Here is a 16,082-nt window from a genome sequence, read left to right as displayed (position 1 = left end):
CGACCATACGTCAATTGCATATGATCAAGGGGAATCCCCAAGCAGGGCTTATACGTCGCAGGTGCCGTCCACGTCGCAGGCGCCCGCGCCGCCGTCCGTGGCCGCGGCCACGGCGACCGGCTGGAGGGCCCGGCTCGCCCAGGCCTGCTCCAGTGCCTGTGTGAAGACCTCGGCGGGCTGGCCGCCGGAGATCCCGTAGCGGCGGTCCAGGACGAAGAACGGCACGCCGTTCGCGCCCAGCTCGGCCGCCTCGCGCTCGTCGGCGCGGACGGCGTCGGCGTACGCCGTCTCGTCGGCGAGCACCGTCCGGACCTCGGTCTCGTCCAGGCCCGCCTCCACGGCCAGCGTCACGAGCGTCTCCGCGTCGAAGACGGAGCGCTCCTCGGCGAAGTTGGCCCGGTAGGCGAGGTCGAGGAGCTGGTCCTGCCGGCCGCGCTCCTTCGCCAGGTGGAGCAGCCGGTGGATGTCGAAGGTGTTGCCGTGGTCGCGGCCCTCGGTGCGGTAACCCAGTCCCTCGGAGTGCGCGTTGGAGGCGACGTGGGCCTCCATGGAACGGGCCTCGTCCACGGTGCGGCCGTACTTGCGGGCCAGCATCTCGATCACCGGGGCGGTGTCGCCCTTGGCGCGGTTCGGGTCGAGCTCGAAGGAGCGGTGGACGACCTCGATCTCGTCGCGGTGACCGAAGGCCGCGAGCCCCTTCTCGAAGCGCGCCTTCCCGATGTAGCACCACGGGCAGGCGATGTCGCTCCAGATCTCGACGCGCATGTTCTCGGCTTCTCTCCGGTCTCGGGGGTGGGTCCGTGGTCGGGAACACCCCCGGACGCCGGATTCATTCCGCCGGGGACGTCACTGTGAGGCGAAGCACGAGGTGGGAGCCGTCGCGGGGGTGGTCGGGGTCGGGGACCCAGCCGTGCGCGGCGTAGAAGGCCCGGGCCCGCTCGTTCTTCTCGAAGACCTCCAGGCGGGCCGTGGTCACGCCCGCGGCCCGCCAGGCGTCGAGACAGGCGGCGTGCAGCTCGCCGCCGACCCCGAGGCGCCAGCGGTCCGGCCGGACGTGGAGCTGGGTGAGCGTCATGATCCCGTCGACCACGCGGGAGGCGGCGATGCCCGCGAGCTCGCCGTCACGCTCGGCGCACAGCACGGCGCCGCCCTCCACGGCCCGGGTCCAGGCGGCCCGCGTACGGGACAGCTCCTCGGGGCCCTCGAACTCGACGTCGGGTATGTGGCCGCGGTAGTAGGTGGCCCGGGCCGCGAGGTGCAGGGCGGCGATGGCGTCGAGGTCGTCGGCGTTCGCTGTTCTGATCATGGAACGAGGGACGCGGAGCGCCGCGTCCGCGGTTGCGTCCGGATGGAGGGAACCCGCCTCGACAGGTGGCACGGACCACGCCGTGCCCGACCGGTGCGGCAGGTCCCGCCCGGTGTTCCGCCCGAAGGCCCGACCAGGAGCCGGGCGGCTCGCGGAGACGACGCGTCGGATCGGGCCGGGATCGGGGCCGCGGGTCTGCCGGGCGGGTGGCACGGTGGCCGGCACGTCGCCGTCGACGTGCCGGCGCGGGCGAACCCTTCGAGACCGTCCGAGGCCATGGAGGCCGAGGTGCCCGCGGGCCGCGCCTGCCGGGAGTGGGCGGACGCCACGCCGTTCGCCGTCGCGCGCCGGTCCCCCCGGCCCCCTCAGCCCGCTTCCCGCCGGTACCGCCCCGGGGCCATCCCGTACTCCCGCTTGAAGGCCTTGGCGAAGGCGAACTACGGGGTCGGGTTCAGCGCCTCGGCAGCCCCAGCGGGTTGCCGTCCTGCAGCTCCGGCGGCAGGAGCCGGCCGGGGGTCGACTGGTACGTGACCGGGCGCAGCCAGCGCTCGATCGCGGTGGCGCCGACCGAGGTGGACGTGGACGTGGTGGCCGGGTAGGGGCCGCCGTGGTGCTGGGCGCCCGCCACGGCCACGCCCGTCGGCCAGCCGTTGACGAGCACGCGGCCCGCCAGCGGGGTGAGCTCGGCCAGGATCCCGGGGGCCTGCGGGTCCTCGTCGGCGAGGTGGAGGGTGGCGGTGAGGTTGCCGGGGAGCAGGGCGAGGAGCCGGCTGATCTCGTCCCGGGAGCCGTAGCGCACGACCACCGTCACCGGCCCGAAGCACTCCTCCAGGAGGAGTTCGTACCCGCCCTTCAGCAGGGTCGCGGCGTCGACGGTCAGGAAGCCGGCGCTGACGGTGTGCTCGCCGCCGGACCCGGGGGTGACCGGCGCGGACACACCGGGCAGGGCGGCGCGCTCCGTGACGCCCGAGACGAAGGCGGCCCGCATCCGGTGGTCGAGCATGACACCGGGCTCGGTCTGGCTGACGGCGGCGGTCAGGGCGTCCACGAAGCGGTCGCCCGCCTCTCCGCCCGGCGCGAGGACGAAGCCGGGCTTGGTGCAGAACTGCCCCTCGCCCAGGGTCATCGAGCCGGCGAGGCCGGCGCCGATCTCGGCGGCCCGCTCCGCGGCGGCGGCGTCGGTGATCACGACCGGGTTGAGCGAGCCGAGTTCGCCGTGGAAGGGGATCGGGGCCGGGCGGGCGGCCGCCGCGTCGAAGAGCGCGCGCCCGCCGCGCACCGACCCGGTGAAGCCGGCGGCGGCGACCAGCGGGTGACGGACCAGCGCGACGCCCGCGTCGAATCCGTGGACCAGGACGACCACGTCCTCGGGGAGGCCCGCCTTCGCCGCGGCCCGGCGCAGCAGCGAGGCGCAGAGCTCGGAGGTGGCCGGGTGGTCCGGATGGGCCTTGACCACGACCGGGCAGCCGGCGGCGAGCGCGCTGGCGGTGTCGCCGCCGGGGACGGAGAAGGCGAGCGGGAAGTTGCTGGCCGCGTAGACGGCGACGACGCCGAGCGGGATCTTCCAGCGACGCAGGTCCGGGGTGGGCGGCGTGGTCGTCGGGTCGGGCAGGTCGATCCGCACGTCGAGGAAGGCGCCTTCGTCGACGACGTCGGCGAACGACCGCAACTGTGCGGTGGTGCGGGCGAGTTCGCCGGTGAGCCGGACCGGGCCGAGCGCGGTCTCGGCGTCGGCGGCCTCGATGACGTGCGCGGCGGCCTCGTCGAGCAGGTCGGCCGCGGTGCGGAGCAGGGCGGCCCGCGCCGTGCGGTCCGAGAGCGCGTCACGGGTGGCGTGCGCGGCCCGTACGGCCTGGTCGATCTCCTCGGCTGTGGCCTCCACCGCAACCTGCTCCCGCGGCTTCCCCGTCCGGGGGTCCACACTCCACACTGGTTCAGCTGCCACCGCCACGCCCCTCTTCACGCCATGTTCGCTATTCTGAACATTGTTCCTGTAGGTGAACAGGACTCTATTGACGGGCGCGCCGTCTCCACAAGAGGCGGCGGCAAGAGGGGCGAGGGCGATGTCGACTGCCGACTCGGGTGGAGCGCAGGTCAAGTCCGCTGTGCGCACGGTGGAACTGCTGGAGTACTTCGCCGGACGCCCCGGCATGCACTCGCTCGCCGCCGTCCAGGAGGCCGTCGGCTACCCCAAGTCCAGCCTCTACATGCTGCTGCGCACCCTGGTGGAGCTCGGCTGGGTGGAGACCGACGCGACGGGCACCCGGTACGGCATCGGCGTCCGCGCCCTGCTGGTCGGCACCTCGTACATCGACGGCGACGAGGTGGTGGCCGCCGCCCGGCCCACGCTCGACCGGCTCTCCGACGACACCACGGAGACGATCCACCTGGCGCGGCTCGACGGCACCAACGTGGTCTACCTGGCGACCCGTCAGTCCCAGCACTATCTGCGGCCGTTCACCCGGGTCGGCCGCCGCCTGCCGGCCCACTCGACCTCGCTGGGCAAGGCGCTGCTCGCCACCCACAGCGACGAGCAGGTCCGCAAGCTGCTCCCGGAGACGCTGCCGGCGCTGACCGAGCACACGATCACGGACCGCGAGAACCTCATCGAGGAGCTGCACGCGATCCGCGAGCAGGGCTACGCCGTGGACCGCGAGGAGAACACCCTCGGGCTCCGCTGCTTCGGCATCGCGATCCCCTACCGGACCCCGGCCCGCGACGCGATCAGCTGCTCGGTGCCGGTGGCCCGGCTCACCCCCGGGCACGAGCAGATGATCAAGGACGCACTGTTCGACGCGCGCGACCGGCTGACCCTGGCGACCCGCAGACTCTGAGGCCCGGGGCCTGGCGTCAGGCCCCGCCCGGCTTGCGGCGCACGGCGACCGCCGCCCTTCGAGGTTCTGCGGCGGGGGGCCGCCGCCGGCCGGGTACGGTTCAGCCCCGCTCGGCGAGCACCTGCTGCCAGACCGGGCTGTCGACGTAGTGGTTGTCGAAGCGCTCGGACGACTCCTTGATCTCCGCGAAGCTCGCCTCGCCCCGCATCACCCGGCCGAGCAGCCGCAGGTAGTCGAAGCGCGCCATGCCCGGCGTGAAGACGAAGAGCACGTCGGCCTCGGCGCCCGGGGCCGCGGCGAAGGCGTGCGGGGTGTGCGGCGGGACGAGCAGGAAGTCGCCCTCCTCCAGCACCGTGAGCTCCTCGCCGACCAGCACCTGGAGGGAGCCGCCGAGCACGAAGAACATCTCCGACGCCTTGGTGTGGAAGTGCGCCGGGGCGCCGACCGCGCCCTTCGCGAAGGACGACCGGTAGCTGGTCAGCAGCCCGCCGGTGGTGTCCGAGTCGGCGAGGAGGGTCATCACGCTGCTGGGGTCTGCGGTGGTCTCGGCGTCGGCGGCGCGGGTGAGGAGCGGGGCGAAGGTCTTCGGCGTGGTGATCTCGTTCATGAAGATCACTCTAGGTTCCCGGATGACCGGCAGTCAGGTGCATTTCACGAGCGAAATCATGGGTCAATTCTCCTCCGTGGAGCAGGCCTCCTCCCCCGCCCGGCGGAGACGGTCCGCCGTCCGGAGGGACGTGCGGCGGGCCTCCCGGGCGAAAGCGTGGGGCCATGACACGGACCCTGACACGCCCCGCGCCGACACCTCCGCCCGCCGGCCGCACCCGGCGGGTGCTGCGCACCCTCACCGAGATCGCCTGCCTGCCCTACATCGGCCTCAAGGTCGCCTGGGTGGCCGGCAGCGACCTCGGCATCCCGGCCGGCAGCCCGCTCCTGGAGCACCGGACCCTGCTGATCGTCGCCAACTCGGTCTCCGTGGTCGCCGACGCCCTGGTCGTGGTCCTCGCGCTGCTGCTCACGCAGCCGTGGGGGCTGCGCGTCCGGCCCTGGCTGCTGGCGTTCCCGATGTGGGCCGCGACCGGGCTGCTGGCCCCGATCATGATCGGCTTCCCGGCCCAGCTCGCGACCGCCCTGTTCACCGGGCCGAGCGAACCGACGGCCGGGGGCGAGCCGTTCCTCGACGCGTGGGTGTTCGGCGTCGTCTACGGGGGCTTCATCGTCCAGGGCCTCACCCTGGGCACGCTCTTCGTGCTCTACACCCGGGACCGCTGGGGTCACCTCTGGCACGGCACGGTCGGCGACGTCCCCGCCCGCCTCCTCGGCACCGGGGCGCGCGCCACGGCGGTCGTCGCCGCGCTGCTGGCCCTCGCCCCCGCCGCCGTCCGGCCGGCCTGGGCCCTCGGCGCGGACCGGGGCCTGACGGCCGGGCAGATCGCCGACCGCTCGGCCGACTTCCACGTCCTCCAGTGGATGCAACTGCTCCTGATCGGCGCCGCCGTCACCGGCGTCCTGCTGCTCGCCTTCCGCTGCGGCCGTGCGCTGCCGGTCCGCTCCGTCCTCGCCGTCGCCTGGGTCGGCTCGGGCGCGGTCGGCTGCTGGGGCGCGTACATGAGCCTGGTGGCGGCCCTGCCGGACGGCGATCCGGCCAGAACCCTCACCGACCTCGCACGGCTGACCTACGCTGGCGAGATGATCACGGGGGTGCTGGCGGCCGGTGTCACGGCCGTCTTCCTGCGGCGCCGGGACGCGGGCGCGTGAGACGGGCGGGCGTCCTGCTGCTGGGACAGCGGGCCAGACTGCGCTGGGTCCATCTCATCCTGGGCGGCGCCCTGTTCATGCCGTTCTGGCTGGTCGGCACGGTGGTCGTGGCGCCGTTCGACGACGGGCGGTCGGCGTTCGGGGGCGACCTGGGCACGCAGTTCGCCGCGTACGCCGTCGGGCTGCCGCTCGCCGCGGTCGTCTCGCTCTTCCCGCTCACCCGGCCGATGTCGGTGGCGGCGGCACGGGCGCTGTGCGGGGTCGCGGCGGACCGCTTCGCCGAGGGGCCGGCCCGCGGCCGGTCCGACCGCGCCAGGACGGCGGGCTGGTTCGTCCTGCACCTGGGGGCCGGGGCACTGGTCAGCGGGGCGACCCTGGCGGTCCCGCCTTTCGCGGTCTCGCTGCTGCTCCTGCCCTTCTGGGCCGGACTGCGGGCCTCGGCCGCGGCCGAGTTCTGGGCCCTGGACCGGACGTGGGTGCGATGGGCCTGCCTTCCGGCCGGACTGCTCATGCTGCTGGGACTCGCGGCCGTGGCGGCGGCGACGGGCGCCTTCCTGGCCGGCCGGGCCCAGCGGCTGCTCGGGCCGAGTCCGGCGGACCGGCTCCTGGCGGCCGAGCGGCGCGCCGCCGAACTGGCCGTACGCAACCGGCTCGCCCGCGAACTGCACGACTCGGTGGGCCACGCGCTGAGCGCCGTCACCCTCCAGGCGAGCGCCGCCCGCAGGGTCCTGGACAGCGGCTCGGCGCGCGACCGGGAGTTCGTCCGGGAGGCGCTCGCCGCGATCGAGGAGACGACCCGGCGCACGGTCGGCGAGCTGGACTCGGTCCTCGGCCTGCTGCGCCGGGGAGACGACGAGGCGGAGCTCGCGGGGCCGGGGCTCGGCGCCCTGGACGCCCTGGTGCGGGGCGCGGGACCGCGGGTGGCGCTCACGGTCACGGGAGACCTGGAGCGGGTACCGGAGGCGGTGTCCCGGGAGGCGTACCGGATCGTCCAGGAAGGACTGACGAACGCGGCACGGTACGCGGGCGGGGCCCGCGTCACCGCACGGCTCGCGCTGCACGCAGAGGAACTGGAGATCACGATGGAGAACCCGCTGACCGGCGGCGCGCCGGTGGCACGGCCGGACGGAGGCCGGGGTCTGCTCGGCATGGGCGAACGCGCGCGACTGCTGGGCGGCACGGTCCAGGCCGGCCCCGCCGAGGACGTCTGGCGGCTCGCCGTCCGGCTGCCCGTGGCGGGCGGCCCGGCCCGGAAGGGGGGCGCCCGGTGATCCGGATCGTCCTGGCCGACGACGAACGGATGGTGCGCACCGCCCTGCGGGTCATCCTGGACGCCGAGCCGGACCTGGAGGTCGTCGGCGAGGCCTCGACCGGCGCGGAGGCGGTGTCGGTGGTGCGCGAGCTGCGGCCGGACGTGGTGCTGATGGACGTGCGGATGCCGCTGGTCGACGGGATCCGGGCGACCGGGCAGATCCTCGCGGGCATGGCCGAGCCGCCGCGGATCGTGGTGGTCACCACCTTCGAGAACGACTCCTACGTGTACGACGCGCTCCGGGCCGGCGCGGCCGGCTTCCTGCTGAAGCGGGTCGCCGCCGACGAGCTGGTGGGCGCGGTCCGGCTGGTGGCCCGCAGCGACTCGCTGCTCTACCCGGCCGCGGTGCGGGCCCTGGCGGCCGAGCACGCCCGCCGGGGGCCGGCGCAGGCACCGCCGTGGGTGACCCGGCTGACCGAGCGGGAGGCCGAGGTCCTGCGCCTGATGGCGACGGGGCTGACCAACGCGGAGATAGCCGGCCGCATCGGGGTGGGCCCGGCGACGGCCAAGACCCACGTGGCGGCGGTCCTGTCGAAGACCGGTACGCGGGACCGCACCCAGGCGGTGGTCGCGGCGTACGAGTCGGGCTTCGTCACGCCCGGCTGAGCGGCCCCGCGTCCCGCCGACGGGGGGGGTGTGACCGCGCTCTCACCTCCCGCCGCGCGGATGAAGGTTCCCTGAGAAACCGGACACATCCGGAACGACCGCCCCCGTTCCGTTCGTCCCTCCACGGGATGAACAAGACGATCAGGCGCGCCGCGGTCTTCTCGCTGCTCCTGGTTCTCGCCCTGCTGGGGCGGGCGACCTGGGTGCAGGCGTACGAAGGCAAGGCGCTCGCGGACGACAAGACCAACCGACGGAAGATCATGGCGCAGTACGCGCAGCCGCTCGGGAACATCGTCGTGGCCGGGGAACCGGTCACGGGTTCGAAGAGGACGGTGGGTGGCGATCTCGCCTACAAGCGCAGCTACACCGACGGCGAGCTCTACGCCGCGGTCACCGGCTACAGCTCCCAGGCCTACGGCGCCACGCAGCTGGAGGGCATCTACTCCGACGTCCTGGACGGCACCGACACCCGCCTGAAGAACCCGCTGGACGCCCTCACCGGCAAGCAGCAGGAGCCCGGCGACGTGCTCACCACCATCGACCCGGACGTGCAGAAGGCCGGCTACCGGGCGCTCGGCGACAAGAAGGGCGCGGCCGTCGCCATCGACCCGAAGACGGGCCGGATCCTCGGCATGGTGTCCACGCCCTCGTACGACCCCTCGAAGATCGCCGGGCTCACGGACGGCTCCGCATGGCGGGACCTGACCACCGACGAGGACAAGCCGCTGGTCAACCGGGCGCTGCGGCAGCCGCTGCCGCCGGGCTCGACCTTCAAGCTGGTCGTCGCGGCGGCGGCGCTCGAGGACGGCCGGTACGCCTCGGTGGACACGCCGACCGACAGCCCGAACCCGTACACGCTGCCGAACACCCGGACCGTGCTGAAGAACGAGAACGCCTCGGCGCCCTGCGAGGACGCCAGCCTGCGCACCGCGCTGCGCTACTCCTGCAACAACGTCTTCGCCAAGCTGGCCGTCGACCTCGGCCAGGACAAGGTGAAGGCCATGGCGGAGAAGTTCGGCTTCGGCGACACCGAGCGCGACGTGCCGGTCCGCGCCTACCCGAGCGTGTACCCGTCGGGCATGGACAAGGCGCAGACGGCGCTGAGCGGTATCGGCCAGTTCGACGTGACGGCCACCCCGCTGCAGATGGCGATGGTGTCCGCGGCGATCGCGAACGACGGGCTCCTCGCGTCCCCGCACATGGTCGCGAAGGTGGTCGACTCGGACGGGGACGCCCTCCGGACCTTCGACGACGGGGACACCCGGCGGATCGTCTCGTCCGAGACGGCGCGGCAGCTGCGCAGCGCGATGGTGACGGTGGTCGAGCAGGGCACCGGCACCAACGCGGCGATCGGCGGTGCCGAGGTCGGCGGCAAGACCGGAACGGCCCAGCACGGCGAGAACAACAGCAAGACGCCGTACGCCTGGTTCACGTCCTACGCCAAGGACGCGGACACCGGGAAGGAGGTCGCGGTCGCCGTCCTGATCGAGGACTCGGGCGCGGCCCGCTCGGAGGTCAGCGGCAACGGTCTGGCGGCCCCCGTGGCCCAGAAGATGATGAAGGCGGCGCTGAGGTGACACCGGGGCCGGGACCACCCGGGCTCGGTGCCCGGGTGGTCCCGGCCCCGGCTCAGTCGAGGGGCCTGGCCATGAAGAGGGCGGTCTCGCCCTCGGCCGCGGTGCCGGTGTAGAGGGTGGTGTCCAGGCCGCAGAGCCGGAAGCCCATGCGCCGGTAGGCCCGTACCGCCGGCACGTTGACGCTGGTGACCTCCAGCCATGCGGTACGGGCGCCCACCGCCCGCCCGTGGGCCAGCGCCCGGCGCATCAGCTCGCCCCCGATGCCGCGGCCGCGGTGGGCGGAGTCGACCGTGATCTGCCGGACGACCAGGCGCCGGTTCCACCGCTCGTGGGCGACCGCGACGTAACCGCGGAGCGAGCCGTCGGAGTCCACCGCGACGATCTCGTGCACACCGGCCTCGTCCGGCCCGGTCGCGACCGCCCCCGCGTCGCCGTCGTCGGGGAAGACCTTGACCAGCGGCGGGTCGACGGGGACGAGCCGCAGCCCGAACCCGATGTCGCCCGCGGCGACTTCGTAGACGTAGTCCGTCGTGAAGGAGTCGTCCAGCCCGGCGAGGGCGGATTGGTCGGAAGGCCCCGCGATCCGGTATGCAAGGTCACTCATGATCCGAGCATAGATTCGATCTCGTGGAGGACCGCCGTGCGGCTGCCCCGTTCCCTCTCCGGCTGGACCATGGCGGTGTTCGGGCTGCTCGCCGCGGCCATGGGGGTGGCCGGGCTGGTCGCCCCGGACCTCCTGCTGTCGGCGATGGGCTTCGATCCGGTGCCCGACGCCGCCCGGGCCGACGGCGACCACACCCTGGTCTTCCTGACCGCCTCCTCCATGGCCGCGCTCAACATGGGCGTCTACTACGTGCTGGCCGCCCTGGCCGACTGGAAGGCGTTCTTCCGCTGGACGGTGCCCTTCCGGCTGCTGACCTGCGCCGTGTTCACCCTCGCGGTCGTCACGGGCCGCGCCCCCGCCGGGTTCCTCGGCGTGGGCCTGTGGGAGGGCGTGGGCGCGGTGGTGACGGGCGCGGCGCTGCGTCACGAGGGCCGGGCGGCCCGGAGGAACGCCGTGGCGTGACCCCCGCCCCCGCGCGCGGCATAGGGCGGATGACCGATCCGCGGGGCCCACCTCAGACGCCACGCTGAGCGGCATGAGACGAACCGCGGGCCTCTATCTGGCAGGTGTCCTGGTGTCGGGCTTCGGGTCCACCGCGTTGTGGCTGGTCTCGGGGATCTGGGTCAAGTCCCTGACCGGCTCGGACGCCCTGGCGGCCCTGGCCGCCTTCGCCCTGTGGGCGCCGGCCCTGTGCGGCCCGCTGCTCGGCGCACTCGCGGACCGGGTGCGGCGGCGTCCGCTCATGGTGGGCGCGGACCTGGCGATGGCGGCGCTGCTGCCGGTGCTGCTCCGGGTGGACTCCGCGGACCGGATCTGGCTGCTGTTCGCGGTGCTGGTGCTGTACGGGGTCCAGGGCGTCGTGCACGAGGCGGCGGAGGTCGCGCTGGCCGCGAGCGTGCTCGACCGGCGGCTGCTCGGGGAGTTCAACGGGCTGCGGACGACGGTGGGCGAGGGCATGAAGCTGATCGCCCCGCTCGTGGCGGCCGGTCTCTTCGCGCGGTACGGCGGCGGGCCGGTGGCACTGCTCGACGCGGCGACGTTCGCCCTGGCGGCGGGGGCGTTCGCGCTGCTGCGGGTGCGGGAGGAGCGGCCGCGGCGCCGGGAGGCGGCCCACTGGCTGCGGGACACGGCCGAGGGCCTGCGGGCGATCCGGTCCTCGGCGACGCTGCGGCCGCTGGTCCTCGGCGGCTCCTTCACGATGCTGCTGGCGGGTCTGAACGGCGCCGCGGTCTACGCGGTGGTGGACCGGGGACTCGGCCACGCCCCGGCCTACGCGGGCGTGCTGTACGCGGTGCAGGGGACGGGTTCGGTCCTCGCCGGACTCGTGGCGGGACCCGTGCTGCGCCGGGTGCCGGAGCGGCTGTTCGCCGCGGCGGGGCTCGGGCTCTTCGCCCTCGCCGTGGGCGCCCGTGCCCTGCCGTACGACGCGGCGGCGCTGGGGGCCGGTGCGGCGATCGGCCTCGGTCTGCCCGCGGTTCTGATCGCCGCCATGACGGCCGTCCAGCGGGAGGCCCCGACGGAGGCGGTCGGCCGCGTGGCGGCCACCGCCCACACGCTGCTCTTCGTCCCGAACGCGCTCGCCCTGGCGCTCGGCGCGGGCCTCGTCGCCGTCCTCGACGTCCGCGTCCTGCTGCCGGTGGTGGGCGCGGCGGGGCTGGCCGGGGCGGGCGCGCTGGCGGCGCCGCTGCGGGCCGGCTCCCGCTCAGGCCGGAAGCCGCGGACCGCGCCGGAGCCACGGACCGCGCGCTGAGCCGGGGCGGGCGGGTCAGCTCAGCGTCCGCAGGGCCTCCCGGACCGCCGTCAGGTCGGCGTCCGAGGCCAGACCCGCGTGGTAGAGCCGGAGTTCGCCCGCGCCGGCCTCGGCCGCCCGCTTCGCGTCGTCGGCCAGGGTCCGCGGGGAGCCGCCCATGCCCGTGACCACCGGGAGGTTGGCGGCCAGGACGGTCCCGGCCCGCGCGTGCGCCGCGAAGGGGGCCACGGAGCCGGCCGGCGTGACGACGCCGTCCGCCAACCCGAGGACGTGCGCCGGGTCCACGCCCGCGTTGGCGCCGCAGCGCGCGGGGTCCGGATCGGCGTGGAGCAGGACGCGGAAGCCCGGCGGGGCGGCCGCCCGGACGGCCCGCACGGCGTCCTCCTGGAGGCTCCGCGCGGTCCGGGTGCGCCAGGACAGGACGGCGTCCTCGAAGCGGCCGAGGGGCCGCGCGGGCCCGCTCCCGGACCAGACCGGCGCCAGTGCGCCGCGTACCGCAGCCGCCAGCTCGTCGGGGTCGGCGCCCTCGGTCGCGTACCCCTCGCGGCAGGACGGGCAGAAGCACAGGGACATCAGGTACTGCTCCCGGTCCCCCAGCGGCACGCCCGCCGTCTTGTCGTGCGCGTGGAGGTGGGCCAGGCCGTACCAGCCGCAGGACTCCAGCTCGGTGCCGGCCGCTCCGGGCCGGACCGCCGCCTCGGCCGCGAGCTCCACCAGATGGGCACGGACGGCGGGCCGGGCGATGCAGGGCGCCCAGGGGTAGCGGTCGCCGTAGGCGTTGACGACGGAGGTCGCCGGGTGCTCGCCGCCGAGCCGGGAGTTGTGGGCGAGGACGACCCAGCTGTGCACCTCAAGGCCCGCGTCGGCGAGGGCCCGCGCGGCCTCGCCGTAGCTGTCGCCCGGCGCCCACTCCCCCGCCGGGTAGGGCCGCAGGGTGTGGCCGGACCAGCGGTCCGGGTCCGGCGGGTAGAGCACCGCGGCGTGCTCGGCGGTGACGATCCGGTGCGCGGGGTGCCGGGGGGTCAGGGCGCGCGTGGAGTGGTACGCGGACGCCAGGGTGACGGTCTCGACGCCGAGGCCGGCGAGCAGCCCGGACGCCGCCGGGTCGCCCACGACGTCCCAGGGGTAGACGAAGGTCCCGGCCCTCATGCGCCGGCCGCCAGGAGCGCGCGGCCACGCTCGATGATCGCGAGGAGTTCCTTCAGGTGCTCGGGCGCGGGTTCGCTCAGCGGCGGGCGGACCTCGCCGACGTCCCGGCCCGCGCTGCGCACGGCCGCCTTGACGAGCGAGACGGCGTATCCCCGGCCCTGCGCGCGCAGTTCGACCAGCGGGCGGTAGAAGCCGTCGATGAGCAGGTTCACGGACGCGTCGTCGCCGGAGGCGAGGGCGGCGTGGAAGGCGAGGGCGATGTCGGGGGCGAAGCAGAAGACGGCGGAGGAGTAGAGGGTGACGCCGATGCCCCGGTAGGCGAGCCCGGTGAGTTCGGCGGTGGGCAGGCCGTTGAAGTAGAGCAGGTCGAGGCCCTCGGCGCGGACCGCGCTGACGATCCGCTGCATGAGGTCGAGGTCGCCGAGTCCGTCCTTCAGGCCGATGACGCCGTCCACGCGGGCCAGGGCGACGACGGTCTCGGGGGTGAGGACGGCGTTGTCGCGCTGGTAGACGATGACGTCGAGGGCGGTCGCGGCGGCGAGTTCGGTGTAGTGGCGCAGCAGCCCCGCCTGGTCGGCGACGACGAGGTAGGGGGGCATGGCGAGGAGGCCGTCGGCGCCGGCGTCCTCGGCGAGCCTCGCGTAGTGGACGGCGAGCGCGGTGCCGTATCCGGCGCCGGCCACCACGGGCACGCGGCCGGCGGCCTCCTCGACGGCGGCTCGGACGCAGGCGTGGAACTCCTCGGGGGTGAGTGCGTGGAACTCACCGGTGCCGCAGCAGGCGAACACGGCGGCGGCGCCCGCGTCGATGCCGTCGCGCACGTGGGCGCGGAAGGTGTCGAGGTCGACGGCGCCGTCCGGGCCGAAGGCGGTGACGGGGAAGAACAGCAGGCCGTCGAGCCGGTCGGCGAGCGAGGCTGAGGTCACGGGCGCTCCCAGGGAAGTCCGTCGTGCAGCAGCGTGCACAATTCTGATTGCCGTCTATATTCTTGAACATCTTCACGCTAGAACAGCCGTGAAGCGCCGGTCAAGGCGCAAACCACCCTCCACCACGCACTCTTGACGGCCTCCACGCCACTCCCTAGCGTGTCCACGTTTGTGAACCCGATCTACGGACGGAGATCCTGTCCATGTCTCTTGCGGATTCTGCGGATTCTGCGGATTCGGCGGCTTCCGAGGCTTCAGTGCCGCCGGCGCCCTCGCCCCGCACCGTCCTGCTCACCGGCGCCGCCGGCGGCGTCGGCACCCTGATGCGGGAGCTGCTGCCCGCGTACGGCTACCGCCTGCGGCTCCTCGACGTCGTCCCCGTCGACGGCGCACCGGACGCGATCGTCGCCGACCTCGCCGACCGGGAGGCGCTGCGGGAGGCCGTCCGCGGCGTCGACGCCGTCGTCCATCTCGCCGGGATCTCCCTGGAGTCCACCTTCGAGAAGGTGATGGCCGCCAACGTCACGGGCCTGCACCACCTGTACGAGGCGGCCCGCGAGGAAGGGGTGGGGCGGATCGTCTTCGCCTCCAGCAACCACGCCGTCGGCTTCACCCCGCGCCCCCGCGCGGGCGACCCGGTGATCCCCGTCGACGCCCCGCACCGGCCGGACACCTTCTACGGCCTCTCGAAGTGCTTCGGCGAGGACATGGCGCAGTTCTACTGGGACAAGCACGGACTGGAGACGGTCTCCGTGCGGATCGGCTCCTGCTTCCCCGAGCCGACCTCGGTCCGGATGCTGTCCGTGTGGCTGAGCCCGGCCGACTGCGCCCGGCTGCTGCACGCCGGCCTCACCGCGCGGGGCGTGGGCCACACCGTCGTCTACGGCTCCTCGGCCAACACCCGGCTCTGGTGGGACCTCTCCTCGGCCCGGGCCCTGGGCTACGAGCCGCGGGACGACTCGGAGCCGTACGCGGAGAAGCTTCTCGCCGCACAGGGGGAGCCGGCCGACGACGACCCGGCGAACGCGCACCTGGGCGGCCACTTCTGCACCTCGCCGCCGCGCTGGCCGCACTGACGCCGCCCCCGGCGAAGGGGGATGCGCGGGCCCGGCCGGACTGATGCGGGGGAGCGCCGGCCGGGGCCCGGGTCACGGCATGCGCTGGCACACGCGACACCCGAACAGTAGGCCGGGCCGGGACGGCACCGCGATCCGCCGAACGCGGCGGCTGTCCGGATAACGCGACAGGACCGGACACCGCCGTCCCCGTACCGGACGGGTCCGGGGGACGCTCAGCCCGGCCGGCGCAGCGTCTGCGAGGGCGACTCGCCGAACCGCGCCCGGTACTGCGCGGCGAACCGGCCCTGGTGGGTGAAACCCCAGCGCCAGGCCACCTCGCTCACCCCGAGCTCGCCGGGCTCCGCGGCCCGCAGATCCTCGTGGACCCGGTCGAGGCGGACCTCCCGCACGAACGCCATCGGCGCCATCCCCACGTACTCGCGGAACGACTCCTGGAGCCGTCGCACGCTGACCTTGGCCAGCGCGGCGAGCTCGGTGGTGGTGAAGGGGTGCTCCGGCCGGGCCCGTACGGCGTCCATCGCGCGCTTGACGGGCGCCGGACGCAGCGGCTCCCCGGGGTGCGCGAGCTCCTCGCGCCAGGGGTGCTCTGCGGCCAGCAGCAGCCCGTTGAGCAGCGCCTCCTGGAGCGGGCGGGCGACCAGCTCGTGGTGGGCCAGGCTGTCCCCCGCGAGCGCCTCCTCCGCCACCCGCCGGGCCAGCCGCACCCAGGCGAGCCCCGGCCCGCGGGAGATGTCCAGGCGCGGCTCGAAGCCGAGCCGGCCGCGGGGCGGGCGTCCGATCAACCGGGTGAGCTGGTCGCGCAGGGCCGCCGCGTCGATCTTGACGGAGAGGGCCCGGCAGTCCCCGCTCCAGCGGTCCAGGAAGGTGTCGCCGAAGGGGTCGAGCAGCAGGGCCTCGGCCGCCGTCGCCAGCATCGGCGACCCGCCACCCTGCCGCAGCTCCATGGTGCCGCTCATCGGCGCGTTCACATGGAACGCGCCCAGCTCGCCGAAACGCATCCGCACGTCGGCACCGCACGACAGGTCGCCGATGACCAGCGGCCCGAGCGCGAAGGTGTCGAACCGGGCGGCGAAGGGACGTTCCCGCCGGTCGATGACGTCCATGAAGTTCGCGTAGTACCGCGCGTCTATCTCAAGCCGCGCCTCATCGACGTCCCGCGTACGGAAGCTGCTCCCACCCAC

16 protein-coding genes are annotated in these 16,082 nt (G+C 74.4%); 8 read left to right on the top strand and 8 right to left on the bottom strand.

Annotated elements, in window-relative coordinates:
• Positions 1 to 48: 48 nt before the first annotated feature.
• From ACE1OA_RS26775 to ACE1OA_RS26765, 3 genes are all read right to left on the bottom strand, one after another.
• Positions 49 to 765, bottom strand: coding sequence for a DsbA family oxidoreductase (locus ACE1OA_RS26775; RefSeq protein WP_384875691.1), 717 nt, complete (start codon positions 763 to 765; stop codon positions 49 to 51).
• Between the two features lie 64 nt (positions 766 to 829).
• On the bottom strand, positions 830 to 1,306 hold the full coding sequence (locus ACE1OA_RS26770; RefSeq protein WP_356605627.1) for a GNAT family N-acetyltransferase: 477 nt from the start codon (positions 1,304 to 1,306) through the stop codon (positions 830 to 832).
• Positions 1,307 to 1,757: 451 nt separating this feature from the next.
• Positions 1,758 to 3,236: an aldehyde dehydrogenase family protein gene (locus tag ACE1OA_RS26765; protein ID WP_356778997.1), complete on the bottom strand. Its 1,479-nt coding sequence runs from the start codon at positions 3,234 to 3,236 to the stop codon at positions 1,758 to 1,760.
• Between the two features lie 133 nt (positions 3,237 to 3,369).
• Between ACE1OA_RS26765 and ACE1OA_RS26760 the strand changes: the two genes are divergently transcribed.
• Positions 3,370 to 4,140 carry an IclR family transcriptional regulator gene (locus ACE1OA_RS26760; RefSeq protein ID WP_432753503.1) on the top strand — a complete coding sequence of 257 codons (771 nt, stop codon included), beginning with the start codon at positions 3,370 to 3,372 and terminating at the stop codon, positions 4,138 to 4,140.
• Positions 4,141 to 4,240: 100 nt separating this feature from the next.
• Here the strand turns inward: ACE1OA_RS26760 and ACE1OA_RS26755 are convergent, their stop codons facing one another.
• The gene (locus ACE1OA_RS26755; RefSeq protein ID WP_356605635.1) at positions 4,241 to 4,747 is read right to left on the bottom strand and encodes a cupin domain-containing protein; all 507 of its coding nucleotides are present in this window, start codon (positions 4,745 to 4,747) and stop codon (positions 4,241 to 4,243) included.
• 164 nt (positions 4,748 to 4,911) lie between these two features.
• Here ACE1OA_RS26755 and ACE1OA_RS26750 point away from each other — a divergent pair, with 164 nt between their 5' ends.
• From ACE1OA_RS26750 to ACE1OA_RS26735, 4 genes are all read left to right on the top strand, one after another.
• The gene (locus tag ACE1OA_RS26750; RefSeq protein ID WP_386541992.1) at positions 4,912 to 5,898 is read left to right on the top strand and encodes a hypothetical protein; all 987 of its coding nucleotides are present in this window, start codon (positions 4,912 to 4,914) and stop codon (positions 5,896 to 5,898) included.
• Positions 5,895 to 7,169: a sensor histidine kinase gene (locus ACE1OA_RS26745; RefSeq protein WP_384875682.1), complete on the top strand. Its 1,275-nt coding sequence runs from the start codon at positions 5,895 to 5,897 to the stop codon at positions 7,167 to 7,169. Before ACE1OA_RS26750 ends, ACE1OA_RS26745 begins: the two co-directional genes overlap by 4 nt.
• Complete coding sequence (locus ACE1OA_RS26740) at positions 7,169 to 7,816, top strand: response regulator transcription factor (protein ID WP_356605706.1); 648 nt, start codon at positions 7,169 to 7,171, stop codon at positions 7,814 to 7,816. Before ACE1OA_RS26745 ends, ACE1OA_RS26740 begins: the two co-directional genes overlap by 1 nt.
• Positions 7,817 to 7,944: 128 nt before the next feature.
• Positions 7,945 to 9,393, top strand: a complete 1,449-nt coding sequence (locus tag ACE1OA_RS26735; RefSeq protein ID WP_361310065.1) for a peptidoglycan D,D-transpeptidase FtsI family protein — start codon at positions 7,945 to 7,947, stop codon at positions 9,391 to 9,393.
• Positions 9,394 to 9,445: 52 nt separating this feature from the next.
• Here ACE1OA_RS26735 and ACE1OA_RS26730 read toward each other — a convergent pair whose 3' ends face one another.
• Positions 9,446 to 9,997, bottom strand: coding sequence for a GNAT family N-acetyltransferase (locus ACE1OA_RS26730; RefSeq protein ID WP_356605643.1), 552 nt, complete (start codon positions 9,995 to 9,997; stop codon positions 9,446 to 9,448).
• Positions 9,998 to 10,066: 69 nt separating this feature from the next.
• On the opposite strand from ACE1OA_RS26730, the gene ACE1OA_RS26725 reads away from it, so the two are divergent.
• Positions 10,067 to 10,459 carry a hypothetical protein gene (locus ACE1OA_RS26725; RefSeq protein ID WP_356605708.1) on the top strand — a complete coding sequence of 131 codons (393 nt, stop codon included), beginning with the start codon at positions 10,067 to 10,069 and terminating at the stop codon, positions 10,457 to 10,459.
• Positions 10,460 to 10,532: 73 nt separating this feature from the next.
• Positions 10,533 to 11,747 (top strand): MFS transporter, encoded by a 1,215-nt coding sequence (locus ACE1OA_RS26720; RefSeq protein WP_386541997.1) that lies wholly within the window; start codon positions 10,533 to 10,535, stop codon positions 11,745 to 11,747.
• Between the two features lie 15 nt (positions 11,748 to 11,762).
• Here the strand turns inward: ACE1OA_RS26720 and ACE1OA_RS26715 are convergent, their stop codons facing one another.
• Both ACE1OA_RS26715 and ACE1OA_RS26710 read right to left on the bottom strand, forming a co-directional pair.
• Positions 11,763 to 12,896, bottom strand: a complete 1,134-nt coding sequence (locus ACE1OA_RS26715) for a hypothetical protein (protein WP_432753502.1) — start codon at positions 12,894 to 12,896, stop codon at positions 11,763 to 11,765.
• A complete protein-coding gene (locus tag ACE1OA_RS26710) occupies positions 12,893 to 13,822 on the bottom strand; it encodes a 5-dehydro-4-deoxyglucarate dehydratase (RefSeq protein WP_432753501.1) in 930 nt (309 codons plus the stop codon). Before ACE1OA_RS26710 ends, ACE1OA_RS26715 begins: the two co-directional genes overlap by 4 nt.
• A 257-nt stretch (positions 13,823 to 14,079) precedes the next feature.
• Between ACE1OA_RS26710 and ACE1OA_RS26705 the strand changes: the two genes are divergently transcribed.
• Positions 14,080 to 14,898, top strand: coding sequence for an NAD-dependent epimerase/dehydratase family protein (locus ACE1OA_RS26705; protein WP_432753500.1), 819 nt, complete (start codon positions 14,080 to 14,082; stop codon positions 14,896 to 14,898).
• A gap of 215 nt (positions 14,899 to 15,113) precedes the next feature.
• On the opposite strand, the gene ACE1OA_RS26700 is transcribed toward ACE1OA_RS26705, so the two are convergent.
• Positions 15,114 to 16,082 carry an AraC family transcriptional regulator gene (locus ACE1OA_RS26700; RefSeq protein WP_432753499.1) on the bottom strand — a complete coding sequence of 323 codons (969 nt, stop codon included), beginning with the start codon at positions 16,080 to 16,082 and terminating at the stop codon, positions 15,114 to 15,116.

Origin of the sequence: Streptomyces sp. JL2001 (assembly GCF_050917515.1) — a bacterium.
GTDB lineage: Bacteria > Actinomycetota > Actinomycetes > Streptomycetales > Streptomycetaceae > Streptomyces.
The sequence above is the reverse complement of the archived record's forward strand: the minus strand, read 5'-3'. Positions and strand labels throughout refer to the sequence as shown.